Below are 25,933 nucleotides of genomic sequence, written 5' to 3' on the forward strand. Positions count from 1 at the left end.
GCAGCCCTCGTCCTCACCCACCACGAACACCACGGACGCTACTGAGAAAACCTCACTGTGGCATTGGGTGCGTCCCACGCACCGAACGCCACATTGGGTGCATCTGACGCACCCAATGCCACATTGGGGTTTCTCAGGTGCGCGGCGCACAGTGGTTTCGCAGCAGCGGTACTCGCGGGCGATGCGGAGCGCCGACTGGCGAGACGGGCTGCGCGGCCTCGCTCCCGCGGAAGTCCGTGAGGGGAACCCTGACGGAATCAGATTCCCTCAGGGTGGCCCTCACGAACCTTGGCAGGGTGCAGTGGGCCCGCCACGGCTCTCAACGGCTGAGTCGCTGACCGCACCCAATGCCGCATCGGGGAAGCGCTAGTCGCCGAATTTGCTTGCCAGGTAACCCTTCACCACGTGCTTGGCCTCGGCGACGATCCGCTCGTCCCCGTTCGGGTCGCGGCGGAAGGCGAGTTTCAGCAGCGCGTCCGCCGTCTCGTTGGCGATCGCGATGGCGAAGCGGAGTTCGTCGGCCGGGCGGTCGACGTGCCCGCGCAGGATTTCGACCAGCGAGTCCGCGATGACCGAGTTGTTGTCGCGGTCGTCGGCCAGCAGCCGGACGTCGATGACGTCTCCGAAGTGGACCTTCGAGAACCCCGGCACCTCGCGGTGCATCTGCAGGTAGATGTCGAGCACCGAGTCGACGATGTTCCACCAGTGCTCGGGGCTGAGCTGCTGCAGCCGCTCGTTCACCGCGGCCACGAACCCTTCCAGGTTCCGCTGCGTCAGCGCCTGCACGACCGCGCGTTTGTCCGGGAAGAACTGGTACAGCGACCCGACCGCGACGCCCGCGCGTTTGGCGATCAGCGTGGTGGTGAGCGCGTCGTAGCCGAGCTCGTCGATGAGCACGGCGCTCGCGTCCAGCATCTGTTCCACCCGCCGGGCGCTGCGTTGCTGAACCGGCTTTCGCCGCAGCGGTGTGGGTTCAGCCTGGGTCTCGGCCACGTCGTTCCTCGGAGTCTCTCGCGATTCACTCATCTGATCTGGGACTTTAGCGCCCCGCGGGGCTTCCCCCGAGACGAGTGACGACCTAACATATGAGAACTTTTCACGTTCACCCGCGAGGGTGTCCGAAGGCAAGGGGTGCTCAGCGTGGACCATCCGACCTTCCCGCCCGGCTTCCTGTGGGGTGTCTCGACCTCGGCGTTCCAGATCGAGGGGGCGACGGCCGAGGGCGGCCGGGGACCGTCCATCTGGGACACGTTCACCGCCACCGAAGGCAAGATCGCCCGGGGCGAGGACGCCAAGGTAGCGGCCGACCACTACCACCGCTACTCCGAGGACATCGCCCTGATGGCGGAACTCGGCGTCGGCGCGTACCGGATGTCGATCGCCTGGCCGCGCATCCAGCCCGACGGCGCCGGCAAGCCCAACGCGGAGGGACTTGCCTTCTACGACAAGCTGATCGACGAGGTATGCGCGGCCGGAATAGCTCCGGCGATCACGCTCTACCACTGGGACACGCCGCAGGCGATCGAGGACGCGGGCGGCTGGCGCTCGCGCGACACCGCCTTCCGCTTCGCCGATTACGCCACGATCGTGGGGGAGCATTTCGCCGATCGGGCGAAACTCTGGATCCCGCTCAACGAGCCGATGGTCATGTCGATCTACGGCTACGGCATCGGCGAGTACGCGCCCGGCGAGTTCCTCCTGCTCGACGCACTCCCCACGGCGCATCACCAGAACCTCGCGCACGGGCTGGCCGTGCAGGCGCTGCGCGCGGCGGGCGCGACCGGCATCGGCACCGCGAACAACCACTCGCCGATCTGGCCGGACCACGACACGCCCGCGGATCGCGCGGCCGCCGACTGGCTCGACGCGCTGATCAACCGCACTTTCGCCGACCCGATGCTGCTCGGCAGCTACCCCGAGCAGGTCCACCCGCACCTGCCGGAGAAGTTCGCCGACGACCTGGCCACCATCGCGCAGCCGCTCGATTTCTACGGCGTCAACTACTACGAGCCCCAAGGCGTGACGGCTCCCGGCGAGGGCAACCCACTGCCGTTCGAACTGCGCCCGGTCGAGGGTTATCCCATGACCACCAACGATTCGCCGATCGTCCCGCAGGCGTTGCGCGATCTGCTGGTGTCCTTCCACGAGCGCTACCGCGAACACCTGCCGCCGATCCAGATCACCGAGAACGGCTGCAGCTTCGCCGACGAACCGGCCGCCGACGGCAGCGTGCCCGACCCCGAGCGGATCGAATTCCTCGCTAGCCACCTGCGGGCGTTGCGCGAAGCGATGGATGCCGGCGTCGACGTCCGCGGATACTTCGTCTGGTCCCTGCTGGACAACTTCGAATGGTCCAAGGGCTACGCGCCGCGGTTCGGGCTCGTGCACGTGGATTACGAGACGCAACGCCGTACGCCCAAGGATTCCTTCGCCTGGTACCGGAAGCTGGTCCGCCATGAGTGACACCGCCGCCGCTGTCCCGGATGTCTTCGCCGAGCCGGTCAAGCGCGTCCGCGCCGGGTGGATGACGCTGCTGTTCCTCGCGAACATCGCACTCTGGCTCGGCGTTTACGCGCCGATCCAGGTGCTGCTCCCGCAGCAGGCCGAACTGCTCGACGCCGCGCACAAAGAAACCGTCTTCGGCATCGTGACCGGCATCGGCGCGGCCGTCGCGCTCGTCGCGAACCCGGCGATCGGCCTGCTCTCGGACCGCACCTGCTCGCGGTTCGGCAGGCGGCATCCGTGGACGATCGCGGGCGGCGCGATCGGCGCGGCCGGGCTGCTGGTGCTGGCCGAGGCCCCGAACGTCGTCGTGATGACGATCGGCTGGTGTCTCGTGCAGGCCGGGCTCAACGGCATGCTCGCGACGCTGATGTCCGGCATCGCCGACCGCGTTCCGGTCGGGCAGCGCGCGCAGGTCGGCGGGCTGGTCGGCATCGCGCAGATGCTCGGCACCGTGCTCGGCGCGGTGGTGGTCGTGGTGATGCTCGATCTCGCCGGTCTGCCGCTCGGCTACGCCGCTTGCGCCGCGATCGTGCTCGCCGGCGCGGCGGCGTTCGTGCTGCGCACACCGGACGCGCGGCTGCCGGTGGAGTTCCGGCCCAGCGGCCGGATCCGCGAGATTCTCGCCGACCTGTGGGTCTCGCCGCGGCGGCATCCGGACTTCGCGTGGGCGTGGGGCTGCCACTTCATGATCAACCTCGGCAACGCGTTCGGCACGCTCTACCTGCTGTTCTTCCTCAAGGACGCGGTGCATTACCCGGATCCGGACAGCGGGCTGCTGATCATGATGGGGCTGTACGGCGTCGCGTTGGTGTTCGGCGCGGTGCTGGCCGGGCACTTCTCGGACAAGTCCGGCAAGCGCAAGCCCTATGTCCTCGGCTCGGCGGCGATCATGGCGTTGGCCGCGTTGCTGCTGGTGATTTGGCAGAGCTGGCCGGTGGCTTTGGTGGCGTCGCCGCTGCTGGGCGTCGGGTTCGGCGTCTACATGGCGGTCGCGCTGGCGATGCTCACGCAGGTGCTGCCCGCGGCGCAGAACCGGGCCAAGGACCTCGGCGTGGTCAACATCGCGAACTCGCTGCCGCAGGTGGTCGCGCCGCTGCTCACGACGCTGATCCTGCACTGGCTGGGCGGGTATCCGGGGCTGTTCGCGGCGTCCGCGGTGGCGACCTTGCTGGCCGGGATTTTGGTGACGCGGGTCCGGTCGGTGGGTTAGGGCTTGCGTTTGAGCGCGCTCACAGGCTTAGCGTCTTCGGCATGGAGAAGGAAGACGCGCTGACCGAGGCGCTGCGCCTGGCGGTCGACCCGCCAGGCACGGTGTCGGTCGAAGCACTGCGGGAACTGGCCCGGGACGACGACGCGAACGAGTGGGACATCGCCACCACCGCGGAACACCTCGGGCTGAATCCGCACACGCTGCGGTACTACGAGCGGATCGGGCTGCTCGAGGTCGCCCGCGACAGCGCTGGGCACCGGGTTTACGACGCGGCATCGGTCCGTCGGCTGGTGTTCCTGACGCGGATGCGTGTCTCGGGCATGCCGATCAGCGACCTGCGCCGCTACATCGAGCTGGTTGATTCCGGCGCGGACACCGTGCCCGAACGGCGCGAAATGCTCCTGGAGCACCGCGACACCCTGCGCGCGCAGATCGCTCAGCTGCAGCTTTCCCTCGCCGCCACCGAATACAAGATCGCCACTTACCAGGAAGGCCCGCTCCCGTGACCCAGTACGACATCGACAGCCCGGAAAACCTCGCCCGCCGCAAGAACGGGCTCGAGGTGCTGTCCCGCATCGACGGTCACCAGGGCGAGGCCGTCATCGATTCCCTCGCCGACATCAACCCCGCGCTCGGGCACCACGTGGCCGCGTTCGCCTTCGGCGACATGTACGACCGGCCCGGCCTCGACCCGCGCAGCCGCCAGCTGGTCACCCTCGGCGTGCTGACCGCACTCGGCGGCTGCGAACCGCAGCTGAAGGTGCACATCGGCGCGGCGCTGAACGTCGGGCTCAGCCGCGAGGAGATCACCGAGGCGCTCATGCACTCGGCGGTCTACGCGGGCTTCCCGCGAGCGCTGAACGCCACTTTCGCCGCGCGCGAGGTGTTCGCCGCGCGCGACGCGGAGGAAACCGTCTGACGTTCGCGGAGCCCGGTGCGGTCCGCACCGGGCTTCTCCGACGTCACCAGCCTCGGTTCTTCCGCGCGTCGTCCGCGAGCTTGTCGGACTTGTCTTTCGCGTCCGAGGCGGCGTCCTTGACGTCCTGCTTGCTGGGCTCGCCGACCCCGTCCAGATACTTCTTCTTCTCGGGGTCGCTCCACTCCTTCGGGTCGTACTTCCCGTTCTCGAGGTCGTTCCAGTCCTTCTGGGTCGGCCCCTTGCCCTGCGCGTTCCGGTTGCCCCACTCGGTGCGCATGTCGTTGCCGTCGAGCGGCTTGTCCGGGCGCTTCCAGTCGGGGTGCGGGTCGGAGTTGATGTCGACCGGTTTGCCCTTGTCGTCGAACCGGTGCGGGTGGCCGTCCGGGGCCTTGTTGAACTCGTCGATCGTGGGATGCCGCCCGGACGGCTGGGGCAGATTGTGGAACCGGTCGATGATGCCGTCCACGTCTTTCTGCGTGTAGTTCTTCGGGTTTTCCTTGAGGTCAGTGAATTCGTTGAAGGACTTGTGCCACTCCTTGAATTCCTTCCCCGCTTTGTCGCCGCCGGGCCAGTCGAAGTCCGCGCTGTCGCCGATGTCCCGGGTGGCCCGGTTCATCTCCTTCGGATCGGTGATGCGGTCCGCCTGCTGGCCGATCGGGGTCGAATGCTTGTTGAGGTCCGGGTGCTGCTTGGTGGCGTAGCCGCCGCTCTTGTCCAGCGAGTCGCTCGGCCACTTCGGTTGCTCGGTCGTGATCTTGTCGTTCTTGCCGACCTTGATCTTGCCCGCGACCCCGTCCTCGATGTTGCCGATCCGGGTCGAGACGCCGCCGATCCCGGCGTTGGTGTGCTGCGGGCCGAGCGGCAGGTTCTTGGGCTGGTTGTGCAGCTTCGGCAGCTCTTCCTCGCCGTATTTCTTGGTCAGCGCGCTTTGCTTCTCGACCGGCTGTTCGTGCACCCAGTTCTTCAGGCCGTCCCGCATTTTCTGGAACGAGATGATGTGCCGCTGGGCGACGTCGCTTCCGGCCTTGTGGAACGGATCGTTCTTGTCGCCGATCTGGTTCTTGCGCGCGTTCTTGGCGTCTGAGTTCCACGCCATCCGGTCCCAGACGTCGTCCTTCTTTTTCTTCGCGTTCGACTTGCCGTCGGAGCCGCTGGAGCCGTCGTCGTCCTTGTCGCGCTTGCGCTTGTCTCCGGCCTTGTCCTTGTTGGCCGAGGAGGAACTCCCGCCGCCGTTGTCGGAGTTGTGCTTGGCCGTCGAGTCCGCGGGCGGCGGGTCGGTGTCCTTGCCTTTGCCCTTGTCGCATTTGAGGCCGAGCACGTCGGTGGCGGCGAACGGGTCGGGAACGTAGTTGCCCGGGTTCGGCCCGCCCTCCAGCCCGAGCGGGTCCTGGCTGATGTAGCGCGCGACGGCCGGGTCGTAGTAGCGGAAAACGTTGTAGTGCAGGCCGGATTCGGCGTCGGCGTACTGGCCGGGGAACTGCAGCGGGATACCGCCGGGCTGGACCTTGCCCCACAGCGAACGCCGGGCGCTCCAGGCGAGTCCGCCGTGCTCGTCGATCAGTTCGGTCGGGGTGCCGATCGCGTCGGTGACCACGGACGCGAACCGGTCGCCGCCGGGGCCGCGTTCGAACTGGGTGACCGGTTCGTCGCTGCCCGGCCTGCGTTCCCAGGTGGTCGTCCGGCGCGCTCCGGCCGGGTCGGTGTGCTCCTGTTCGATGAGCACGAAGCCGTCCCACACGAACCGGGTCGATTCCGCGACGGAGCCGTCGGCCAGCAGGCGCTCCTTGGCGATCCGGCGGCCGAGCGGGTCGTACCGGTAGCGCCATTGCGCGCCGTCCGGCGTGCGCAGGCCGGTGAGCAGTTCGCCGGTCCACGAGTACTCCCACACCCGCACGCCGTCCGGATGCACCTCGCGGTGCCGGATCCGGCGGCCGAGGGCGTCGTAGTCGGCGGACAGGCCGGAGCTGCCCGACCAGGCGGTCAGTTCGCCGGCCGGGTTGTAGCGCAGCTCTTCCGTGCCCGCCGCGGAGGACACCGTGACCACGCGTCCGGCCGGGTCCCGCGTGTAGGCGGTCTTCCCGGCAAGGCTGTCCTGCACCGCGGCGAGGCTGCCGTCCGCGTAGTACTCGAGACCGCGCCGCCGCACCGGGGATGTTCCACGGGAAACCTGCTGCGCGGTGACCAGCCCGCGCGGGCCGAACGCCTGCTGCAGGGTGCTGACCCCGTCGGTGTCGCGGGCGAGCACGCGGCCCTCGTCGTCCAGCCGGTAGCGCACGGTGTGCCCGGCGGTGGCCAGCGAAACCGGCCGGTCCTCCTCGTCGAACGTCCACAGGCTTTCCGCACCGGACGGCGTGCGGCGGCGGATGGTCTGGCTCTCCTCGTCGTAGGCGAAGTGCACCTCGACGCCGTCGATCGCCTCGCGGACGACCCGGCCGTACAGGTCGCGGTCGAACTCCACCACCGAGTCCGCGGACTCCGCGCGCACGACGTTGCCGACCGGGTCGTACGCGTAGCGCACGGTCCGGTGCGGGCCGCGGATCTCGACCCGGTTGCCGAGCAGGTCGTACTCGTTCTCGGTGACGGAACCGTCCGGCTCGGTCACGGCGACGGTCTGCCCGGCCGCGTCGTAGGCGTAGGTCCGGGTCCGGCCGTCGAAATCGGTCTGCGCGACGAGCCTGCCGAGCGGGTCGTAGGTGTAGCTCCAGGTGCGGTTCAGCGGATCGGTCACCGACGTCAGCCGCAGCTCGGTGTCGTAGGTGTAGCTGGTGCGCGCGCCGGAGGGGTCGACGACCGCGGTGACCATGTCGAACGGCCCGTACTCGCGCTTGGTCGCCCGGCCGAGTTCGTCGACGTGCTCGATCTCGTTGCCCTCGCGGTCGTACCGCCACATCGCGCGCTCGCGGCGCACGCCGACGCGGGACGCGGGTTTGCCGTCGACCGTCCAGCCCAGCTGCACGCGCCCGCCGCCGACCTCAGGAGCGGTGCGCGGCCGGCCGAACTGGTCCAGCTCCTCGTCGGAGACCTCGGCTTCGCCCAGGAAGCCCGGCAGCTCAGACACGGCGGGCTGGTCGTACCGGCGCTGCCAGGTCCGTCCGTTGCCGTGCACCGTGATCGAAGCCAATTCGACGCCGTCGTGCTCCAGTTCGGCGAGACTGCCGTCGGGACGGGCAACGGTGAGCGGCGTGCCGTCCTCGTCGTAGGTGTACTCGGTGATCCGGCCGAGCGGATCGACCCGGCGGAGCAGATTGCCGTAGCGGTCCCACTCGGACAGCGTCACGTTGCCCAGCGGATCGGTCTCCCGGACCGGCCGTCCCTCCAGGTTGTACTCGTATTCCGAGACGTGGCCGAGGGAATCGGTGAACCGGGTGATGCGGGTTTCGGGGCGGAACTCGAACGCGCCGCTGTAGAAGCCTTGATCGCCCTCGGTGCGCACGCAGCGGCCTTCGGCGTCGTAGCTGTAGCGGTAGGCGACCCCGTTGCGGTCTTCCCAGCTCGTGACCCTGCCGTCGGGATCGTAGGTGTAGCGCATCGCGGTGCCCGAGGAGTTGATGACCTCGGAGAGGTGGCCGCGGTAGTTGTAGCGGTAACTGCGCACGACGACGTCCGGAGCCGGGCCGTCGCCGATCATCCGCAGTTCGGTGACGCGGTGCCCGTCGGTGCGGAAGCCGACCTGGATCCCGCTGGAATGCGTGAGCAGCGCCGGCGCGCCGGAGTCGGCATAGGACAGTTCGGTCCGCGCGCCGTCGGCGTCCTCGATCGAGCGCAGCGGGAAGGCCTTGCCCTCGCCGGAAAACCGCATCGTCCGGTCCGGGCGCACCTGCTCGATGGTGCAGCTGCCGTCGGCGTGCTTGGTCAGCGGCCAGCGCGCGCCTTCGGTCGGCAGCACCGGCTCGTCCCCGGCGGGCGTCGGGTAGTAGAGGACGACGCCTTCCGGCCCGTAGTACCGGATGTACTCCTCGCCGAACTCGAGCCGTTGGTCCACAGTGGACGACCAGGTCGAACCGAACCAGCGCCCGGAGCGATACGACGACCGATGCGTCCGCCGCATCAGCAGTTCCGGCAGTTCGAGGTCATAATCCTCGACGAGCACCTCGCCGGTGGAGATGACGACCGGGTCGGTCAGGCAAGGCGGATCGGCGTCGCCCTCCTGCTTCGCGTTGGACGCCTCGGTCTTGTCCTTCGCCGGGTCGGGCTGCTCGTTCCCGCCGCGTTCGTTCTTGTTCGCGCCGCCCTCGGCGCCGCCGTTGCCCGGCGCCTCGTCCTTCGCGGGTTCGCGCGGGGGCGGCTCGTGGTTCCCGCCGCCCTTGTTCTCCGGCGGCGGACCGTCGTGCGCGCCGGAGGTATTGGTGGACTCGTCCTTGACGGGCGGCGGTTTCTCGCCGCCGCCACCGCCTTTTTCGTTCGGGGTGTCCTTCGCACCGGAAGGCTTGGTGGAGCCGCCGCCGGGAGACTTGATCTCCTTCGGCGTGTGCGTGGCCTCCTTGCCGCCGCCCTTGATGCTCTTCATCGACTTGGCGACGTTCTCGAACAGGCCCTTGGTCTTGGTGAGGAGCTTGCCGAGTTCCTTGAGCGCCTTGGTGAGGTTCTTGACCAGTTCGGCGATCTGCTTGGCGGTCTTCGCCACCAGGTTGACCACCTGCGGCACCACCCAGGCCATCCCGATGCCGAGGGTGAACAGCACCTGCAGCGCCCATGAGATCAGGTGCGCCACGACCTGGGCGATGATGTCGCGCACGAGCATCCGCACCGCGCCGACGACCTCGCCCGCGGTCTTCACCCCGCTGCCCGCGCCTTCGCAGGCCTGCGCGGCGCCTTCGAGAGTCTTGGCGACCTCCTCGGCCTGCTTGCGGTAGGCGTCGGCGCTGCCGCCCTCCCAGGACTCGATGTCCTTTTTGACCTGTGCGGCCAGATCCTGGGAGACCGACGAGACCTCTTTGGCGACGTTCTTCCAGGTCTCGGAGTACGCGTGCACCTGGTCCGGGTCGCCGGCCAGTTTGTCCAGCGCTTCCTTGAGCGGGCCGACGTGTTCGATCAGCCAGCCGACGCCCGCGGCGAGGATCGCGCCGAACGGGTCCATCACCGCGGCGAGCGCTTCCATGCCGACCCCGACCGCGCCCATCACGGTCGCCGCCCAGTCGCCGGACTCGATGCCGTCCTTCAGGCCCTTGCCCGCCTCGAGGATCGAGATGCCGGAGATCGCGGAGGTCGAGTCCTGCTTTTCGGCGACCAATGGATTCGACATACCGGCCCTTCTTCGCGCTCAACACATTCACTTGGGCGCGCAGCCGAATTCGAACGCACAGACCCCCGTAACAGGTTACCGAGAGTTCTCGCGAGCTTGCCTCTGTGTTGCGCTTATTTACGCCGGTGGTGCCCGCGCTTGCCAGCGGGCCAGCGGTAAGCGCGCAAAACCCGCCGCAGAGCTCCGGAACTCGGAGTCGGCGGCGGGTCTGGAAAGTGGAACCGCGGGCCGGTGCCGGTCGGGGGAGGGGAGTGCAACGGCACCGGCCCGCGGAGTTCTGGGTCGCGACCGGCGCGGCGGCACCGGTGCGATGATCTTCAACCTAGCGTCCGATTACTGCGTCCGCTAGGTGTTCTGCCGGACATTTTTCGATTAATCGCGTTCGCGGACTAGGGGTGGCCGAGGGCGGTCCGTCTCGCTCGGGGGGACGGACGGACCAGCCCTCGGCCGGGCGAGGATGCCGGGCGGCCGAGCCGGTTGGGGCAACCGGGCTCGCCGCGCGCTCGCCAGTTGAGGTCGAATGGGTGATCCGCCCGGACTCACCCATCCGAGGGGTCAGGCGCTGACCGGACGCGGCTTCACCAGGGCGTGCCTGCCGGTGGTCTCCGCGGCCGATTCGGCTCGCCGGTTCTGGCCGGGCACGGTGGGAACCGCGGCGCGGCGGCGGGTCGGACGGTGTCCGGCGGCAGCCGACAGTGCTTGCGGGGCCAGGCCGCCGGCGACCAGGTGCTCGTGCGCCACCTGCCACACCGAGCACGGGGCCTTGCAGCGGTGCCAGCGCGTCGAGCAGGTGGGGCAGTCGCCGCGCTCGTCGGGCTCGTGCGCCTGCAGCATCGCGCGCCAGCCCTCGGCGAGCCGGGGCAGTTCGGAGCGGGCGACCGAGACCAGCGAGGGGGCGTCGGCGCGTTCCGCCAGGTCGGACAGCATGTCGAGGCGCTCCCACACGGCATTGCGGAGAACCTGACCGAGAACCTGATCCATGGGGAAACTCACCGTCACCTTTCCGCCATCGTGGCGGCTTCGTTGAGCGCGGCCCGGAGCTGGCCGAGCTGGCCGGACGTGAGGCGGGCGGTCTCCCCGGGCGGGGACACCACGACGACCTCGTCGTCCTCGACGAACACCGTCACGGCGCGCTCGCGGCTGATGAGGTCTCCGCATTGCACGCGCCACACGACCTGGCCGCCCTCGAAATGCCGCACGCCCGCGGTACGCGGGTCAGCGGACACCGAAGCGGCGACAGCGGAAGCGACAGTAGGCGGCACCGGACGTGCCGTGGTGATTCCCGGTGCGGCCGGCCGAACGGACCGCACCGCGGTCCCGGCGTGTCCTCCACCGAGCGAATCCACGAACTCCACTGTCCCTCCACGCTTTCTCGTCCCGGGCCGGCGCATCTTGCGAGATGCACCTGTCCCGGCAGATCTGTGTCGTCGGGTCCATCGCTCTCCGTGATCGCTGCGGGTGTCCGAGCAGTGACGGAGATCTGGCAACTACAGTGAAGTGAAACCGGGTGCGAGAGAAGGTCGAAACCGCGTCATAGCGGTGACCGGACCGCGTTCCACGGTAAGCGGTCAGCGGAGTTCGGCCCTGCCGATCAACCCGGCTGTCCGCGCGTTTCACAAGGTTCTCGCGTGTGCTTAGGGTGCTGATCAGACGCCCAGGAGACGGTGAGGGGGCGCAATGGCAATGGATGCCAGTGCTGGCAGTGGTTCCGGAGTCTCTCACGCAGACGCCCGGTCAGGCAGTCCGGTTCCGGCCGACGCCTGGGAACAGCCCGACATGCGGGAGGCGCTCGCCGCCCGCGAGGTCAGCGCCGTGTACCGGCTGTTGCGCAAGCACGGAGTATCGCAGCGCCAGATCGCCGCGATGACCGGCCAGTCGCAGTCCGAGGTGTCGGAGATCCTCAAGGGTCGCCAGGTCATGGCCTACGACGTGCTCACGAGAATCGCCGACGGCCTGGGTGTCCCCCGTGGATACATGGGTCTCGCCTATGACGAGACCACGGCGATACGGGTCGTCGGCGCGTCCGACGGCCGGCAGGCTGAGGAGGACGAGTCCGTGAAGCGACGGAGGTTCCTCGCGCACGCCGCCCAGGTCACGATGGGTGCGGCGGTGTTCGGTCCGGAATCCGGCACGTGGTCGGAGGCGCCCGCGCGCACTCCCGCCCCCGGGCGCATCGGGACGACCGACGTGCGCCAGGTCGAGGCGGCGACCAGAGCGTTGCGCGCGCTCGATTACCAGTACGGCGGCGGATTCTGCCGCGACGCGGTCGTCGCGCAGCTGTCGTGGGGCCAGCAGATGCTCGACTCCAGCGCGGCCGAGCAGGTGAAGACGCGGCTGTTCACCGCGATCGCGGACCTGCACAGCCTCGCCGGGTGGACGTCCTTCGACACCGGTCTGATGGACTCCGCGCGCGGGCATTTCGCGCAGGCGCTCGACCTGGCCAAACAGGGCGGCGACCACCACCTGGTGGCGAACGTGCTGTACCGGATGGGCCGCGTCTACCTGCACCAGGACGCCGCGAACGACGCGCTGAAACTGTTCCAGCTCGGCCAGATCGCCGCGCAGGAATCCGGTTCCGAGCTGGCCGTCGCCGTGCTCTGCGCCAACGAGGCGTGGGCCTACGCGATGATGGGCAACGAGGAGCAATCGGTGAAGCTGCTCGGCCGGTGCAAGGACGAATTCGCCCGCGCCGACCTGGCCAAGGCCGAATCGTGGGTCAAGTTCTTCAACGAGACCGACGTCTACGCGATGACCGGCACCGTGCACACCGTGCTGGCGATGAAGAACCCCGAGCACACGAAGTACGCGATCCCGGCGCTGAGCCGCGCGGTCGACGCCTACACCGACGACATGGCGCGCAGCAAGGCGTTCATGCTGAGCGCGCTCGCCACGAATCACCTGCTCGAGGGCGATATCGACCACGGCGTGAAGGTCGGCGGCAAGGCCCTCGAATGCGCGGAAAGCATCAAATCCGCGCGGGTCAAGGACCGGTTGCGGCCCCTGCAGGTGGAGGCCGAGCGGCGAAGCAACAACCCCGACGCCCGTGACCTCGCCGACCGGCTCAAGATCTTCTACGCGGCCTGAGCCGACCGGATTCGCTTTGCCCGAAGGCAGGTTCACCCCTGCGAAACTGCGCCGGGTGCTGGCCGCCACGTGCGCCCGGCTGGGTTTCGACCCGGCGGGCGCGCGCCTGCTGCGGTTCACCAACAACGCGGTCTTCGCGCTGAACGGGGCGCCGGTCGTCGTACGGATCGTCGGGTCCACCCGGCTGCGCCACCGCGTCGGCACGGTCGTGCGCGTCGCCGAGCATTTCGCCCGGCACGACGTGCCCGCGGTCCGGCTGCTGGCCGGGGTCGAGCAACCGCTTGACGTGCAAGGACACCTGGTCACGGTCTGGGATCTGGTGCCGTTCGCCGGGCCTCCGCCGACGCCTGCCGACCTGGCCGGACTGCTGCGCCAAGTGCACGCCCTGCACCCGCCGGACGGCCTGCCCGAATGGGAACCGCTGCGCTCGATCGAGGCCCGGGTCGCCGACGCCGAGGAGCTTGCCGACGCCGACCAGCGGTTCCTGCTGGAGCGCTGCGCCGAAGTGCAGGACCGGCTCGACGCCCTGGATTTCCCGCTGGCCAGGGGATTCGTGCACGGCGACGCGCATCCGGGCAACGTGCTGCCCGGTCCGGACGGCCCGGTGCTGTGCGATTTCGATTCCTCCTGCGTCGGCCCGCCGGAATGGGATCTGACGCCGCTCGCCGTCGGCCGCGAACGGTTCGGTGACCCGCCTGCCCGGTATGCGGAGTTCGCCACGGCCTACGGATTCGACGTGACGGCCTGGCCGGGGTTTTCCGTGCTCCGGGCGGTGCGGGAGCTGAAGCTGACGACGAGCGTGCTGCCGATTCTGCGCAGTCATCCGCCGGTGCGGGCTGAACTCCGCCGTCGGCTGGCGGACCTTCGCGACGGCCGGACGGCCACCGCGTGGACGAGATACCGTTGAGCGGGATTCTGCACGTGCATTCGCAGACTGCAGATGACCGTTCAACGCTTTCCCGACGATGGCTGACGGGGTATCGCTGCGCAGCGAGAATTCGGTCCGGCAGGTCGCCCCAGTCAGCGTACTGCTAGTCCCATTGTGCAAGTTGCGGCTACCCGCCGTCACTTCGGCCGGTCAGGACACCGCGACCGGGGCCCGGGTAAGCACCACCGCGAAGCCGAAAGCGAGACCCATCACGGTCAGTTCCAGCGTGGCCCACGACGCGAGCGCCGTCCGCTGGTGTCGCACGATGCGCGGCATCAGCCGCCACCGCAAGTTGGCCGCCAGCAGCGCGATCGCACCGGTGCACAGCACCTTCAGCACCATCAGCTGGCCGTAGGGCGTGGTGAACACGCCCGCCCAGAAGCCGATCGTCGGATTCGCCAGGATTTCCACGATGCCGTTGAACAGACCGGTCACCGCGGACAGCACCAGACAAAGCGTCGCCAGTTTCGAGAACCGCGGCAGCGCGTGCGCGAGCAGCGTCCGGTTCGCGGCGAGGAGCACGATCATCGCGCCGAGGCCGCCGCACCAGGCGACCGCGCTCATCACGTGCAGCTCCATCGAGATCATCGTGTAGTCGTGATAGGCCCAGTTCGACGCGTGACCGGTGACCGGCAACGGCAGCAGCGCGAACATGCCGAGGCCCACCCGCACCTCGGCGGGCACCTTCTCGCCCTTGCGCAGCGCGACGAAGCCGAGCGCGGCGTGCAGCAGCGCGAGCACCGCCACGATCACCAGCGCCTTGCCCGCGCCGACGTCGGCGATGTAGCCGCCGATGTCGCCGCCGGTCAGCATCTTGTTGCCCGGCTTGTACTCCGCGGTCTGCAGGATCAGCGCGACCACCGCGGTCGCCGCCCAGATCAGCGCGGCGGCGACGGCGGCGGGACGGGCCCGGCGCATGACCGGTTCGGTGAGCTTCGGCCGGTCGTAGCCGACCAGCACGGACAACAGGGCCAGCCCGATCGTCGCGACCGCCGAAAGGTCCAGCAGCACGCGCACGATCGGGATGGCCGCCGAGACCACCTCGCTGGGTTCCACCACGCCCGGAATGGGCGAGGACGCGGTGAGCGCGATGCCGATCAGCGCGCCCAGCAGTCCCGCGACGACCACGCAGGCGAGCGTGGCCCAGCGGACGGCGGAGGTGGTCTCGGCTCGCGTCACTGGTCCGCCTTGTCCGATCCGGGGTCGCGGCCGGTGCGCAGCGCGACGGTGAGGCCGATCGCGAGCAGCACCACCGCACCGGCGATCCACACCCAGATCGGCACGCCGCTCGACGACGAGGAATCGGCCGAAGCCGACTGGGCCGGGGCCCCGGCCGCCTTGGCCGCGTCGCCCTTCGCCGGGGTGCCGTTGCCCGCGGCGGTAAGGGTGAACGGGATCTCGCCGGACACCGGGTGCCCGTCGGCGGAGAGGACCCGGTAGCCGACGGTGTACTTGCCCGCCGGGCCGAGCGGCCGCAGCGGCGCGCTCAGCACGTTGTTCTCCACCGTCACCGGACCCTCGGCCCACTGGCTGCCGTCCGGTCCGGTCACCGCGATCTGGTTGACGTCGGCGTTCTGCACGTACTGGTCGAACGTGAGCGTGACCTTCGCCGGGCCCTTGGCGACGGAAGCGCCGTTGGCCGGGTCGGAGTTGATCAGCACGTTGTGCGCCAGCGCCGGGGTGGCCGTGCCTAGCAGGGCCACCCCGGAAATCGCCAGCGCGAGAAGCGCTTTACGCATTACTTGGTTCCTTCGGTCTTTCCCGCGGCCGGACGACGGGAGCGCAGCACCGCGCCCGCGCCGACGCCGAGCCCGAGCGCGCCGACCACGAGACCGGCTCCGCCGAGCCAGCGCGCCGTGTTGTCCGACGACGAGGCGGCTTCGGCGTTGTCACCGGCCGCCGTGGTCTGCGTGTGGCCGCCGTGCTCCGACGATTCGGCGGCGGCGAGCTTGATGGTCGGGGCGGGGTGCTCCGGCTCCTCGCCGCTGGGCGGGGTGGGCTGGTTCCAGTCCACCACTTTGCCACCCTCGTACGTCTGGACGGCGGGGAATTCGAGCTGGTCGACGTTCGACGGCAGCGGGCCGCCGCTGACCTCGAACTCCTGGAACTCGGTGGAGCCGATCTTCGTGCCCGGCTGCGCGGTCCAGACGACCTTCGTGACCGCCTCGGTGATCTTCGTGCCGGACGCGGTGGTCACCGGCTGCGGCAGCTTCGACTTGGTGACCTCGGCGGTCCAGCCGGGGATCGGCTTGGTGCGGAAGTTGCCGATGCCGTACTCCGGTTTGACGTCGACCTCGACCTTGATCGTGCCGAGCTTCGCGTCCTCGTTCGGGACGCGGAAGAAGATCGTGCCGTAGCCGCCCTTGGCCGGCTGGTCGCCGTAGACGTTGGCGGTCACGTGCGCGGACGCGATGCCCGCGCCGAGCAGACCGGTGGCGGCGACGGTCGCGGCGAGCACGCCGGCGCGACGGAAGACATGGTGGGACACAACTGCTCCTGAACAGGGGTGAGCCGGCGGAGGCAGAGCCTGCGCCGGAAAAGGGGAAGGGGGTGGTGAGTGGCAAAGCCGATCAGAACCGGCTTGAACACTCACGAGGGGTTCAGGAGCCCTCAGGGGGTCCGCGCCGTCCCCGGACGCGCCTCAGTTCAACGCTCAGCAACGGCACCGCACCAGCCGCACGCGGCCGTGCGATCCCAGCCGCCGCCACCGGAACCGGCAACGGCCGGACCAGCAGCGGAAGAATCACCCGCACCACGCGCAGCACCGCGAGCAGCATCGCGTCCGCCCGGGCCAGCACCAGCGCGGTGAGCAGGGTCGCGACGGCGTGCGCCGCGGTCATCGCCCAGCCGTCCAGCGCGGCAGCCGCGCCGCTCGGGTCGTGCCCGCCGAGCGTCGTCAGCACCAGGTGCATGACGAGCTGTCCGCCGCCGAGCACGGCGATCGTGGCGAGCGGTCCGCGGGCCCGGCCGGCGAGCGCGGTGGCGGTCCAGCCGAGCAGGCCGGTCAGCAGCAGGGTGAGCGCGGGATCCGGCAGCCCGCCGTCGGCGGCCGCGTGCGCGGTGACGGCGAGTGACGCCGAACTCAGAGCGAGCAGCCCGCCACGGACAGCGGCGAGTGCGCCGCGATGCCGGGCCGGGGTGCTCATTCGGGCAGCTTAACGGCACTCCGGTGGGTGACTGAAGCGTCTCGAATGGTGAGCAACTGCGGAAAAGGTCCAGGTAGGCGGGTCTCGATCCGGTAAAAACCGCCCGGTGGGGCCCCTCGCTTCGGTTGCCGACCCCTCGGGGATGCGAAACGGTGGGTAATCACAACCGAGAAGTGGGGGTTTCGACCGTATCCGTTCCGGGTAGTCACCCTGCCGATTGATGGGCTACTCCGAACGGGTGACGTCCGGGGCTCGCAAGCTGGCGGGAGAACGAATACGGATGAACCTCTTCGAGTACATCTCGGACCGGTGGGGAAGGCTGCTGCTCCAGGCGTGGCTGCACACCAGCATGGTGGTGCAGTGCACGATCCTCGCCGCGATCCTGGGCGTGCTGATCGGCATCGCCGTCTATCGCAGCCCCATCGGCTCCGCAGTCGCCACGGCACTGGCCAGCACGATCCTCACCGTCCCGTCGTTCGCCCTGCTGGGTCTGCTGATCCCGCTCTCGGGCCTCGGCTCGACCACCGCGGTGATCGCGCTCGTGCTGTACGGCCTGCTGCCCATCGTCCGCAACACGATCGTCGGCCTCGACGCGGTCGACCCGGCGATCACCGACGCCGCCCGCGGCATCGGGATGAGCAGGCTTTCCGTGCTCACCCGGGTCGAACTGCGGCTGGCCTGGCCGGCGATCCTCACCGGCATGCGGGTCGCCACGCAGATGCTCATGGGCATCGCGGTGATCGCGGCTTACGCCAAGGGCCCCGGCCTCGGCGCGGAGGTCTTCTCCGGCCTCACCAACGCCGGGAGCACGAACTCCCTCAACCAGGCCCTCACCGGCACCATCGGCGTGGTCGTCCTCGCGCTGGTGCTCGACGGCATCTACGTCCTGATCAAGCGATTCACCATTTCTAGGGGTGTCCGTGGCTGAGCACACTGCGACCGAAGAAGAAAACGTCTCCGGCGTCGAGATCGAACTGGACCACGTCACCAAGCGCTACTCCGGCACCCGCGCCCCCGCGGTCGACGACTTCTCGATGGTCGTGCCCGCGGGCAAGATCGTGGTGTTCGTCGGCCCGTCCGGCTGCGGCAAGACCACCACGATGCGGATGATCAACCGGCTGATCGAGCCGTCGTCCGGCCGGATCACCATCGGCGGGCAGGACGCGCTGAAGCTCGACGTGGACACCCTGCGCCGCCAGATCGGCTACGCGATCCAGCAGGCCGGGCTGTTCCCGCACTTCACCGTCGCGCAGAACATCGCCGTCGTGCCCGGCCTGCTCGGCTGGGACAAGAAGAAGGTGACCGCGCGGGTCGAGGAGATGATGGACCTGGTCGGGCTCGACCCGGCCGACTTCCGCGACCGCTACCCGCGCCAGCTGTCCGGTGGTCAGCAGCAGCGCGTCGGCGTGGCCCGCGCGCTCGCCGCCGACCCGCCGGTGCTGCTGATGGACGAGCCGTTCGGCGCGGTCGACCCGATCACCCGCGGCAACCTGCAGGACGAACTGCTGCGGCTGCAGACCGACCTGAAGAAGACGATCGTCTTCGTCACGCACGACTTCGACGAGGCGGTCAAGCTCGGCGACCGGATCGCGGTGCTCGGCAACCAGTCGAAGATCCTGCAGTACGACACGCCGGAGTCGATCCTGGCGAACCCGGCGGACGACACGGTCGCCGGTTTCGTGGGCGCCGGCGCTTCGCTCAAGCAGCTGACCCTGCTGCGGGTGCGCGACGTCGAACTGCAGCAGGACGCGCTCACCACGACGATCGACGAATCGCCCGCCGACGTGCGGGAGAAGCTGAGCAAATCGCGCAAGCCGTTCGCGCTGGTGCTCGACCAGCGGCGGCGGCCGATCCGCTGGGTGCACGTGCGCGAGCTGACCAACGCCACGTCGCTGGGTTCGGTCGGCAAGCCGCTGCGCGACATCGTGAGCCTCCAGTCGACGCTGCAGGACGCGCTCGAGGCGATGCTCGCCGAAGGCGGTTCGGTGCCGGTCACCGGCGCGCGCGGCGAATACGCGGGCACGATCAAGCTGGACACGGTCATCGCGACGATCCAGCAGCTGCGCGACGAGCACGCCGACGACCACGTCGATGAGGACGGGGCCACGGCATGACCGCTGCCGTCGATACCGGTTTCAGTACCGAATCAGGCTCCCGCCGCGCGGAACGCGTCCGGCTGTTCGCGCAGCCCGTCGTCGTCGTGCTGATCGTCGCGGTCACGCTCATCTGGGTGTTCGCCAGCGGGCTCACCGCGACCGAAAAGGAGACTCTGAACGCGGAGTCGCTGCTCACCGCGCTGCGCGACCACTTGGCGATGACCGTCGTGGTCACCGCGATCGTGGTGCTGGTGGCGGTGCCGCTCGGGATCATCGTGACCCGGCCGTGGGCGAAGTGGCTCGCGCCGATCTTCCTGGCGATCGCGAACATCGGGCAGGCCGCGCCCGCCCTCGGCGTGCTGGTGCTGTGGTTCATCTTCACCGGCGCGGTCGGCGGGCTCTGGGTCGCGGCGCTGCCGCTGGCGTTCTATTCGCTGCTCCCGGTGCTGCGCAACACGATGGTCGGCATCCAGCAGGTGGACCCGTCGCTGATCGACGCGGGCCGCGGCATCGGGATGTCCGCGCAGAAGGTGCTGTGGCGGGTGGAATTCCCGCTCGCCGTCCCGCTGATCCTGGCCGGCCTGCGCACGTCGCTCGTGCTGGCGGTCGGGACCGCGACGTTCGGCATGTTCGTCAACGCGGGCGGGTTCGGGCTCCTGATCGACACCGGCTACAAGCTCAACCTCACGAAGGTGCTGATCACCGGTTCGGTGCTGGCCGTCGCGCTGGCGCTGCTGGTGGACTGGCTGGGCGCGGTCGCCGAGCAGTACTTCGGACCGAAGGGACTGCGCTGATGAACGTCCTGAAAAAGGCGGGCGCGCTGGTCGGCGCCGCCCTGCTCGCCGGGACGCTCTCGGCGTGCGGGCTCGACGTCAACACCTCGATCCCGTTCAAGATCGAACCGGGCTCGATCCGGCCGATCTCCTCGCTCGAAGGCCAGCGGGTGGTCGTCGGGTCGAAGGACTTCACCGAGAACATCATCCTCGGCTACATGGCCGAAATGGCGCTGAGCGCGGCGGGCATGGACGTCATCGACCTCACCGACATCAAGGGGTCGAACTCGTCCCGGCAGGCGCTGCTCAACGGGCAGACCGACGTGACCTGGGAGTACACCGGCACCGGCTGGATCAACTACCAGGGCAACGAGCTGCCGGTTCCGGGCGGGGAGAAGGCGCAGTACGACGCCACGGCGAAGGCCGACGCGGAGAAGTACGGCGTCACCTGGCTGAAGTACTCGCCGCTGAACGACCAGTACGCGTTCGCCACCACCGAGGCGTACGCGGCGAAGAACAACCTCAAGTCCACCTCGGACCTGGCGAAGTTCCTCACCACGCATCCGGACCAGAACCGGTTCTGCCTGGAGACGGAGTTCACCAGCCGCCAGGACGGGTTCCCGGCGGCGGTCAAGGCGTACGGGTTCAAGAACCCGAAGATCGAGAACTTCGGGATCGGCACCATCTATTCGGCGGTGGCCAACGGCACCTGCCCGGTCGGCGAGGTGTTCACCACCGACGGCCGGATCTCCGGGCTGAACCTGCGCGTGCTGGAGGACGACAAGAAGGCGTTCCCGCAGTACAACGCCGCGGCGACGCTGCGCACGGAGTTCCTGGACAAGTACCCGGAGATCCGCGGTCCGCTGGAGAAGGTGGCGGCGGCGCTCGACAACAAGCAGATGGTCGAGCTGTGCAAGAAGGTCGACGTGGACGGCAAGGACGCCGGTACCGTCGCGCACGACTGGATGCTCGAGAAGGGCTTCATCAAGTAGCGCATCAGCGGTCCGTGAAGGGCTCCTTGAGGGAATCTGATTCCCGCAAGGAGCCCTTCACGGCTTTTCAGATGCCCAAGCGGTGCAGCAGCTGGTCTTCGAGCCGTTCGAGTTCGCCGGTCACCGCGCGGTGCGCGGCCTTGCGCCGAGCCGCGGGCATGCGCTCGGCGGCGCGCACCGTGGCCGACAGCTGCTCCAGCGTCGACTGCGTCTCGGCGGCGAACTTCTGGTCCTGCTCGGTCGCCTTCGCCGACTTCTTCAGCTCGCCGAGGCCCTGCACGAGTCCCGCGATCCGGGCGTGCAGCGCCGCGCCGCGGCCGGTGTACTCGCCGAGCTGGTCGACGGCGACGCCCAGCTTGCGGGCCTGGTAGCGGTCGTACGCCTCCCGCGCCGCGCCCGCCGCGCGGACCGCGTACGGCGCGAGCACCGGCAGCACCGCCGGTCCGAGCACCTTGGCCACCGCGACCGCGTTCTTCGCCTTCTTCGGGGTGATCCGGGCTTCACCCTCGTCCTGCTTGGCCTTGTCTTGCTTGGCCTTGCGCGCCATGGCCGTTACCTCCCACGCCTTCTCCGGATGAACTTACTGGTCCCCGACGTGACGGGCATGTCGGCTCGCGCGGGGAATGTCGTACCCACGATCTATTGTGATCGCTATGGGAGACGAGGTGTTGCTCGACGCGGGAGCGGTGAGCCGTTGCCGCCGCCGGGTGCACCTGGAACACGACCCGGCGATGCGCGACGTGCCGCTGCCGCCGCCGGATCCGACGGCGCAGCAGCGCATCGACGACGCGACCGCGCACCGCGAGGAAATCCTCGAACAGCTGGTCGCGGCCTCGGGGCCGGACGCCACCTGGGCGCGAGTGCCGCGCGCCGCGCCCGCTGGCGAGCGGGTGCGGCTCACCGAGCAGGCGTTCGCCGATGCCGCGCAGTACATCTGGGGCGCGCTGCTGCCCGCCGATCCGGTCGGGCACCGGCGCGGCGGGATCGACCTGCTCGTGCGGGTCGACGACGGATACGTGCCGGTGCTGGTGGTCCGGCACCGGATCACCGACCGGGGCCAGGGCGCGCCCACCACCGCGATGACGGAGCTGGACCCGGCGCGTCGTTCGCCGGACGAACTGCGCAAGGTGCGCTCGCAGCCGCGAGACCAGCTGCGGCTCGCGCACCTGCGGCGAATGCTGGAGTCGCGCAAGCTGGCGGCCAGCGGACGCGCGGTCGGCGGGGTGATCGGTCTCGACGCTGATGTCGTCGTGTGGCACGACCTCACCGCGGGCACCTGGCCGGGCGGCCGCAGCGCGCTGGACGAGTACGACGCGCGCTTCGAGGACCGGCTCGCTGTCGCGACCGCAGCCGCCACCGGCGCGGAAGCGTTGGCCGCGCCTTCGCGAGTGCTGGAGTGCCGGCGGTGTCCGTTCTGGGCCGCCTGCGAGGTCGTGCTCACCGAGACGCGTGACGTGAGCCTGGTGGTGCGCGGCGAGGACGCGGGCGAGCTGCGGCGCGTCGGAGTGTCCACTGTAGACAAGCTGGCCGCGCTGGATCCGGCCGCCGAAGCGCCGCCGATGAACTGGACGGGCGGCACGTTCTCCGACGCGATCATGCTCGCCCGGGCGTGGCTGGCGGATCTCACCGTGGTGCGCCGGACGCCGCGGATCGAGGTGCCGCGCGCGGACGTCGAGGTCGACGTGGACATGGAAAGTTTCGGCGACGCCGGGGCTTACCTGTGGGGGACGCTGCTGTCCGGAGCGGACATCGGGGTGCCGCAGGGGTACCGGGCGTTCGCGACCTGGGAGCCGTTGCCGACGGTGGACGAGGCGCGGTCGTTCGCGGAGTTTTGGGCTTGGTTCACGGATGTTCGTGCGCGGACTCTCGCCGCGGGGCTGACTTTCCGGGCGTATTGCTACAACGCGCTCGCGGAGAACCGGTGGCTGTTCGGGTCGGTGGATCGGTTCGGGGAGTATTCCGGGGTTCCGGAGAAGCGGGCTGTGCAGTCCTTTGTGGATTCTGATGAGTGGGTGGATCTGTTCCGCAGTGTCACGGATCAGTTCCTGTGCTCGCGGGGCAAGGGGTTGAAGGTGATCGCTCCGGTGGCCGGGTTCGCCTGGCGGGATCCGGAGGCCGGGGGCGAGGCTTCGATGCGGTGGTACCGGGACGCGGTCGGGATGGACGGGGCGGTTCCCGATGACGGGCAGCGGGAGCGGTTGTTGCGGTACAACGAGGATGATGTGCTGGCTACTAAGGCCTTGCGGGAGTGGATGAGCGGGCGGGCTCAGGACGAGGTTCCGTACATGCTGGATATCTGAATTCTTGGCCTCTGCTGGTGCCGGTGTCTCTGCCGGTGCCGGGTCGGCGTGGGTCCACCACCCCTCAGCCGGATTGTGACTACGGGCGGCGGGTGCTTGTCAAGGCGGGAAAGATGCCTTGACAAGCACCCGCCGCCCGTGTTTTTGGCTTCGTATCGGGGTTGTGGGGGTGTGGGTGGTTGTCTTCTTGCGAGGTGCGGTGACTCGTCGGGGGTCCGGCGTTGCCGGAACCCGCGGCGGACTCCTGCATTCCGCATTGCTGCAACAGGTCCTGATTGCCCGCGTGGGCTAGCTCGCGCGGCCCTGCCCTCGGCCTTCCTCGCCAAGGTCGTCCCGTGTCTCCGGTCGTTGCAGGCTGGCGCGCTTCTGCATATACTCGTCGACGAGTACTCGTCCACGAGAGGAGGTCGGCGTGAAGCGGCGGAAGGTGTCCAACATGCTGGGCCTCGCCGTGCTGGCCGCGTTGTGCGAGCAGTCGATGCATCCGTACGAAATCGCCACTGTGCTGCGGAGACGCGGCAAAGAGGGCGATCTGAAGATCAAGTGGGGCTCCTTCTACACCGTGGTCGGCAACCTCGAAAAGCACGGCTTCATCGAGGCGGTCGAAAACGTACGGAACGGGGCCCGGCCGGAGCGGACCGTTTATCGGATCACTGAGGCCGGCCAGGCTGAGCTCGAGGATTGGATCGCCGAGCTGCTCGGGACCCCTGATCCGGAACCGACGCGGTTTCACACTGGGCTGTCGGTGATGCTCGCGATTGGGCCGGACCTCGTTGACCAGCGGTTGCGGAGCCGGGTCGATGAGCTGGAGCGGATGATCGACGACCGCGTCGCGGCGTTGGAGAAGATGCGGGCCGAGCTGTCCCGGCTGTTTCTCGTGGAGAGCGAATACCAACTGGCGATGTGGCGCGCGGAGGCCGAATGGATCCGCGGGCTGCGTGCGGAGCTCGCCTCCGGAGCGATTTCGGGGGTCGAGGAATGGCGGCGCTACCGGGAAACCGGGGAGCTGCCCGACATGACCGCTTTCGTGAAGAACGCGGACGAAATGACCGCCTTCGTCAAGAACGAAGGGGAATAAAGAGAGTCCCGGAGGAGGTGCTGGCACACCGCCCCCGGGACGGGAACCGTCGAACCGGAAACCGCGTGTGCGGGTACCTGTCCTCAGGCTGCGTAACAAGGATAAGGGGCACCCCTCGTGCGGCGCTGGTTCGGTACTCACCGAACAGGGAGAAGCACATGGGGAACACCCAGGTCAAACGTCATCGCACGAAACTGCTGCCGGAGATGGAGGGGCCGATCGCCCGGGCGTACGCGCGGGGGCGGCGTACCGAACCGCAGCTTGTGCAGTATCGCGAGACGGCCGAGATGATGGCCGCGGACCTGGCCGAGGGCACTGACCTGCTCGAGGTCGCGCCGGGGCCGGGGTTCTTCGCAGTCGAAATGGCTCGCACCGGGCGGTGCAAGGTGACGGGGCTGGACGTCAGCCGCACGTTTGTCGAGCTGGCCAGGGAGTACGCGAAAGAGCAGGGCGTCACGGTGGACTTCCGCCGGGGCGACGTGGCGGCGATGCTGTTCGCGGACGGGTCGTTCGACTTCCTGATCTGCCAGGCGGCGTTCAAGAACTTCGCCGACCCGGTGGACGCGCTCGACGAGATGCACCGGGTGCTGCGGCCCGGCGGCGTCGCGCTGGTGCAGGACTTGAGCCGGAGCACCACGGACGCGGAACTCGACGCTGAGGTCGAGCGGATGAATCTCGGCCCGGTGGGCACGTTCTCCACCGTCCGGGTGCTCCGCGGGCTGCGGCGGCGGGCGTACACGCCGGAGCAGTTCAGGGCGACCGTCGCGGAGAGCAAGTTCCGCACCTGCGAGGTGACCCCGGACGGGATCGGCCTCGAGGTGCGGTTGCGCAAGGAGTGACCGGAGGAGTGGGTGTGCCGCCGAGCGGGCGGCACACCCACTCCCCGCAGGTCAGCGCGGGGCCATCCGCAGCGAGCCGTCCATGCGGACGACCTCGCCGTTGAGGTAGTCGTGGTCGATCAGCGACAGGGCGAGCTGCGCGTACTCGTCCGGGCGCGCGAGCCGCTTCGGGAACGGAATCCCGGCGGCGAGGCCGGCGCGGAACTCGTCGCTGACGGTGGCGAGCATCGGGGTGTCGACGATGCCGGGCGCGATCGTCAGCACGCGGATGCCGTGCGAGGCGAGGTCGCGCGCGGCGGGCAGGGTCATCCCGACCACGCCGCCCTTGGACGACGCGTACGCCACCTGCCCGATCTGGCCGTCGAAGGCGGCGACGGACGCGGTGTTGATGATCACGCCGCGTGCGTCGTCGGCCAGCGGCTCGGTCTTCGCGATCGCCTCGGAGGCGACGGTGAGCACGGTGAAGGTGCCGATCAGGTTGATCTGGATGACCTTCGCGTACAGCCCGAGGTCGTGCCTGCCCCGCTTGGACAGGATGCGCGCGGACGGCCCGATGCCGGCGCAGTTGACCACCGTGCGCAGCGGTACGCCCGAGCTCGCCGCGGTGTCGACGGCGGCCTGCACCTGGTCCGGGTCGGTCACGTCGGCCTCGACGTAGGTGACGCCGTCGACCTGCTCGGCCTTCTCGATCGAGGGCGCGAGGTCGAGCGCGAACACCCGCGCGCCTTTCGCGGCCAGTGCCTTGGCGGTCGCGCCGCCGAGACCGGACGCGCCACCCGTGACGAGCGCTGCGGTGTCGGTGATCTGCATCTTCAGCCTTC

The 25,933-nt window shown here is 69.1% G+C and carries 23 protein-coding genes; 13 read left to right on the top strand and 10 right to left on the bottom strand.

The genetic code is table 11. The features are described from left to right. Positions 1–366: 366 nt before the first annotated feature. Positions 367–1,026 carry a TetR/AcrR family transcriptional regulator gene (locus ACFORO_RS22015; RefSeq protein ID WP_354736054.1) on the bottom strand — a complete coding sequence of 220 codons (660 nt, stop codon included), beginning with the start codon at positions 1,024–1,026 and terminating at the stop codon, positions 367–369. A gap of 114 nt (positions 1,027–1,140) precedes the next feature. Between ACFORO_RS22015 and ACFORO_RS22020 the strand changes: the two genes are divergently transcribed. Genes ACFORO_RS22020 through ACFORO_RS22035 form a run of 4 tightly spaced genes read left to right on the top strand, consistent with a single transcriptional unit; the run spans position 1,141 to position 4,634 of the window. Next, positions 1,141–2,463 (top strand): GH1 family beta-glucosidase, encoded by a 1,323-nt coding sequence (locus ACFORO_RS22020; RefSeq protein ID WP_377876537.1) that lies wholly within the window; start codon positions 1,141–1,143, stop codon positions 2,461–2,463. Beyond that, on the top strand, positions 2,456–3,715 hold the full coding sequence (locus ACFORO_RS22025) for an MFS transporter (RefSeq protein WP_377876539.1): 1,260 nt from the start codon (positions 2,456–2,458) through the stop codon (positions 3,713–3,715). The genes ACFORO_RS22020 and ACFORO_RS22025 overlap by 8 nt, the downstream gene beginning before the upstream one ends. A gap of 41 nt (positions 3,716–3,756) precedes the next feature. After that, positions 3,757–4,221 (top strand): MerR family transcriptional regulator, encoded by a 465-nt coding sequence (locus ACFORO_RS22030; RefSeq protein WP_377876541.1) that lies wholly within the window; start codon positions 3,757–3,759, stop codon positions 4,219–4,221. Then, positions 4,218–4,634 carry a carboxymuconolactone decarboxylase family protein gene (locus ACFORO_RS22035; RefSeq protein ID WP_344282111.1) on the top strand — a complete coding sequence of 139 codons (417 nt, stop codon included), beginning with the start codon at positions 4,218–4,220 and terminating at the stop codon, positions 4,632–4,634. Before ACFORO_RS22030 ends, ACFORO_RS22035 begins: the two co-directional genes overlap by 4 nt. Before the next feature lie 43 nt (positions 4,635–4,677). On the opposite strand, the gene ACFORO_RS22040 is transcribed toward ACFORO_RS22035, so the two are convergent. The 3 genes from ACFORO_RS22040 to ACFORO_RS22050 form a co-directional block, all read right to left on the bottom strand. Continuing rightward, entirely contained in the window at positions 4,678–9,876 is a 5,199-nt protein-coding gene (locus ACFORO_RS22040; protein ID WP_377876543.1) for an RHS repeat-associated core domain-containing protein, read from the bottom strand. A 555-nt stretch (positions 9,877–10,431) separates the two neighbouring features. Then, the gene (locus ACFORO_RS22045) at positions 10,432–10,857 is read right to left on the bottom strand and encodes a hypothetical protein (protein ID WP_354736066.1); all 426 of its coding nucleotides are present in this window, start codon (positions 10,855–10,857) and stop codon (positions 10,432–10,434) included. 14 nt (positions 10,858–10,871) lie between these two features. Continuing rightward, positions 10,872–11,231, bottom strand: a complete 360-nt coding sequence (locus ACFORO_RS22050; RefSeq protein WP_377874135.1) for a hypothetical protein — start codon at positions 11,229–11,231, stop codon at positions 10,872–10,874. A gap of 421 nt (positions 11,232–11,652) precedes the next feature. On the opposite strand from ACFORO_RS22050, the gene ACFORO_RS22055 reads away from it, so the two are divergent. Both ACFORO_RS22055 and ACFORO_RS22060 read left to right on the top strand, forming a co-directional pair. Then, on the top strand, positions 11,653–12,960 hold the full coding sequence (locus ACFORO_RS22055) for a tetratricopeptide repeat protein (RefSeq protein ID WP_377874134.1): 1,308 nt from the start codon (positions 11,653–11,655) through the stop codon (positions 12,958–12,960). Positions 12,961–12,976: 16 nt separating this feature from the next. Beyond that, positions 12,977–13,867 (top strand): phosphotransferase enzyme family protein, encoded by an 891-nt coding sequence (locus ACFORO_RS22060; RefSeq protein WP_377874133.1) that lies wholly within the window; start codon positions 12,977–12,979, stop codon positions 13,865–13,867. Between the two features lie 171 nt (positions 13,868–14,038). Here ACFORO_RS22060 and ACFORO_RS22065 read toward each other — a convergent pair whose 3' ends face one another. The 4 genes from ACFORO_RS22065 to ACFORO_RS22080 all read right to left on the bottom strand — a co-directional run bounded on the left by ACFORO_RS22065 (position 14,039) and on the right by ACFORO_RS22080 (position 17,034). After that, positions 14,039–15,067, bottom strand: coding sequence for a copper resistance D family protein (locus ACFORO_RS22065; protein WP_377874132.1), 1,029 nt, complete (start codon positions 15,065–15,067; stop codon positions 14,039–14,041). Next, on the bottom strand, positions 15,064–15,627 hold the full coding sequence (locus ACFORO_RS22070) for a copper resistance CopC family protein (RefSeq protein ID WP_377874131.1): 564 nt from the start codon (positions 15,625–15,627) through the stop codon (positions 15,064–15,066). The genes ACFORO_RS22065 and ACFORO_RS22070 overlap by 4 nt, the downstream gene beginning before the upstream one ends. Then, positions 15,627–16,376 carry a YcnI family copper-binding membrane protein gene (locus tag ACFORO_RS22075; protein ID WP_354736077.1) on the bottom strand — a complete coding sequence of 250 codons (750 nt, stop codon included), beginning with the start codon at positions 16,374–16,376 and terminating at the stop codon, positions 15,627–15,629. Before ACFORO_RS22075 ends, ACFORO_RS22070 begins: the two co-directional genes overlap by 1 nt. A gap of 112 nt (positions 16,377–16,488) precedes the next feature. Further along, positions 16,489–17,034 (bottom strand): hypothetical protein, encoded by a 546-nt coding sequence (locus tag ACFORO_RS22080; protein ID WP_377896623.1) that lies wholly within the window; start codon positions 17,032–17,034, stop codon positions 16,489–16,491. Between the two features lie 280 nt (positions 17,035–17,314). Here ACFORO_RS22080 and ACFORO_RS22085 point away from each other — a divergent pair, with 280 nt between their 5' ends. Genes ACFORO_RS22085 through ACFORO_RS22100 form a run of 4 tightly spaced genes read left to right on the top strand, consistent with a single transcriptional unit; the run spans position 17,315 to position 20,895 of the window. Continuing rightward, the gene (locus ACFORO_RS22085) at positions 17,315–17,962 is read left to right on the top strand and encodes an ABC transporter permease (protein ID WP_354736211.1); all 648 of its coding nucleotides are present in this window, start codon (positions 17,315–17,317) and stop codon (positions 17,960–17,962) included. Further along, positions 17,949–19,148 carry an ABC transporter ATP-binding protein gene (locus ACFORO_RS22090; protein WP_377874129.1) on the top strand — a complete coding sequence of 400 codons (1,200 nt, stop codon included), beginning with the start codon at positions 17,949–17,951 and terminating at the stop codon, positions 19,146–19,148. The genes ACFORO_RS22085 and ACFORO_RS22090 overlap by 14 nt, the downstream gene beginning before the upstream one ends. After that, positions 19,145–19,924 carry an ABC transporter permease gene (locus ACFORO_RS22095; protein ID WP_354736083.1) on the top strand — a complete coding sequence of 260 codons (780 nt, stop codon included), beginning with the start codon at positions 19,145–19,147 and terminating at the stop codon, positions 19,922–19,924. Before ACFORO_RS22090 ends, ACFORO_RS22095 begins: the two co-directional genes overlap by 4 nt. Further along, entirely contained in the window at positions 19,924–20,895 is a 972-nt protein-coding gene (locus ACFORO_RS22100; protein WP_377874128.1) for a glycine betaine ABC transporter substrate-binding protein, read from the top strand. Before ACFORO_RS22095 ends, ACFORO_RS22100 begins: the two co-directional genes overlap by 1 nt. Positions 20,896–20,962: 67 nt before the next feature. Here ACFORO_RS22100 and ACFORO_RS22105 read toward each other — a convergent pair whose 3' ends face one another. Next, positions 20,963–21,442, bottom strand: a complete 480-nt coding sequence (locus ACFORO_RS22105) for a DUF6474 family protein (RefSeq protein ID WP_344282073.1) — start codon at positions 21,440–21,442, stop codon at positions 20,963–20,965. Positions 21,443–21,548: 106 nt separating this feature from the next. Between ACFORO_RS22105 and ACFORO_RS22110 the strand changes: the two genes are divergently transcribed. From ACFORO_RS22110 to ACFORO_RS22120, 3 genes are all read left to right on the top strand, one after another. Then, positions 21,549–23,195 carry a TM0106 family RecB-like putative nuclease gene (locus ACFORO_RS22110; protein ID WP_377874127.1) on the top strand — a complete coding sequence of 549 codons (1,647 nt, stop codon included), beginning with the start codon at positions 21,549–21,551 and terminating at the stop codon, positions 23,193–23,195. A 412-nt stretch (positions 23,196–23,607) separates the two neighbouring features. After that, the gene (locus ACFORO_RS22115) at positions 23,608–24,273 is read left to right on the top strand and encodes a PadR family transcriptional regulator (RefSeq protein ID WP_377874126.1); all 666 of its coding nucleotides are present in this window, start codon (positions 23,608–23,610) and stop codon (positions 24,271–24,273) included. A gap of 158 nt (positions 24,274–24,431) precedes the next feature. Then, positions 24,432–25,112, top strand: a complete 681-nt coding sequence (locus ACFORO_RS22120; protein ID WP_377874125.1) for a class I SAM-dependent methyltransferase — start codon at positions 24,432–24,434, stop codon at positions 25,110–25,112. A 51-nt stretch (positions 25,113–25,163) separates the two neighbouring features. Here the strand turns inward: ACFORO_RS22120 and ACFORO_RS22125 are convergent, their stop codons facing one another. After that, a complete protein-coding gene (locus ACFORO_RS22125) occupies positions 25,164–25,922 on the bottom strand; it encodes an SDR family NAD(P)-dependent oxidoreductase (protein WP_377874124.1) in 759 nt (252 codons plus the stop codon). Positions 25,923–25,933: the final 11 nt, after the last annotated feature.

It is taken from the genome of Amycolatopsis halotolerans (genome assembly GCF_042647905.1).
Classification (GTDB): Bacteria; Actinomycetota; Actinomycetes; order Mycobacteriales; family Pseudonocardiaceae; genus Amycolatopsis; species Amycolatopsis halotolerans.

Bases quoted from the DNA above. Each gene is read 5' to 3' on its own strand.
- ACFORO_RS22015 (WP_354736054.1), bottom strand. From the start codon at position 1,026: ATGAGTGAATCGCGAGAGACTCCGAGGAACGACGTGGCCGAGACCCAG.
- ACFORO_RS22025 (WP_377876539.1), top strand. From the start codon at position 2,456: ATGAGTGACACCGCCGCCGCTGTCCCGGATGTCTTCGCCGAGCCGGTC.
- ACFORO_RS22030 (WP_377876541.1), top strand. From the start codon at position 3,757: ATGGAGAAGGAAGACGCGCTGACCGAGGCGCTGCGCCTGGCGGTCGAC.
- ACFORO_RS22040 (WP_377876543.1), bottom strand. From the start codon at position 9,876: ATGTCGAATCCATTGGTCGCCGAAAAGCAGGACTCGACCTCCGCGATC.
- ACFORO_RS22045 (WP_354736066.1), bottom strand. From the start codon at position 10,857: ATGGATCAGGTTCTCGGTCAGGTTCTCCGCAATGCCGTGTGGGAGCGC.
- ACFORO_RS22055 (WP_377874134.1), top strand. From the start codon at position 11,653: ATGCGGGAGGCGCTCGCCGCCCGCGAGGTCAGCGCCGTGTACCGGCTG.
- ACFORO_RS22070 (WP_377874131.1), bottom strand. From the start codon at position 15,627: ATGCGTAAAGCGCTTCTCGCGCTGGCGATTTCCGGGGTGGCCCTGCTA.
- ACFORO_RS22080 (WP_377896623.1), bottom strand. From the start codon at position 17,034: ATGAGCACCCCGGCCCGGCATCGCGGCGCACTCGCCGCTGTCCGTGGC.
- ACFORO_RS22085 (WP_354736211.1), top strand. From the start codon at position 17,315: ATGAACCTCTTCGAGTACATCTCGGACCGGTGGGGAAGGCTGCTGCTC.
- ACFORO_RS22095 (WP_354736083.1), top strand. From the start codon at position 19,145: ATGACCGCTGCCGTCGATACCGGTTTCAGTACCGAATCAGGCTCCCGC.
- ACFORO_RS22100 (WP_377874128.1), top strand. From the start codon at position 19,924: ATGAACGTCCTGAAAAAGGCGGGCGCGCTGGTCGGCGCCGCCCTGCTC.
- ACFORO_RS22105 (WP_344282073.1), bottom strand. From the start codon at position 21,442: ATGGCGCGCAAGGCCAAGCAAGACAAGGCCAAGCAGGACGAGGGTGAA.
- ACFORO_RS22110 (WP_377874127.1), top strand. From the start codon at position 21,549: ATGGGAGACGAGGTGTTGCTCGACGCGGGAGCGGTGAGCCGTTGCCGC.
- ACFORO_RS22120 (WP_377874125.1), top strand. From the start codon at position 24,432: ATGGGGAACACCCAGGTCAAACGTCATCGCACGAAACTGCTGCCGGAG.
- ACFORO_RS22125 (WP_377874124.1), bottom strand. From the start codon at position 25,922: ATGCAGATCACCGACACCGCAGCGCTCGTCACGGGTGGCGCGTCCGGT.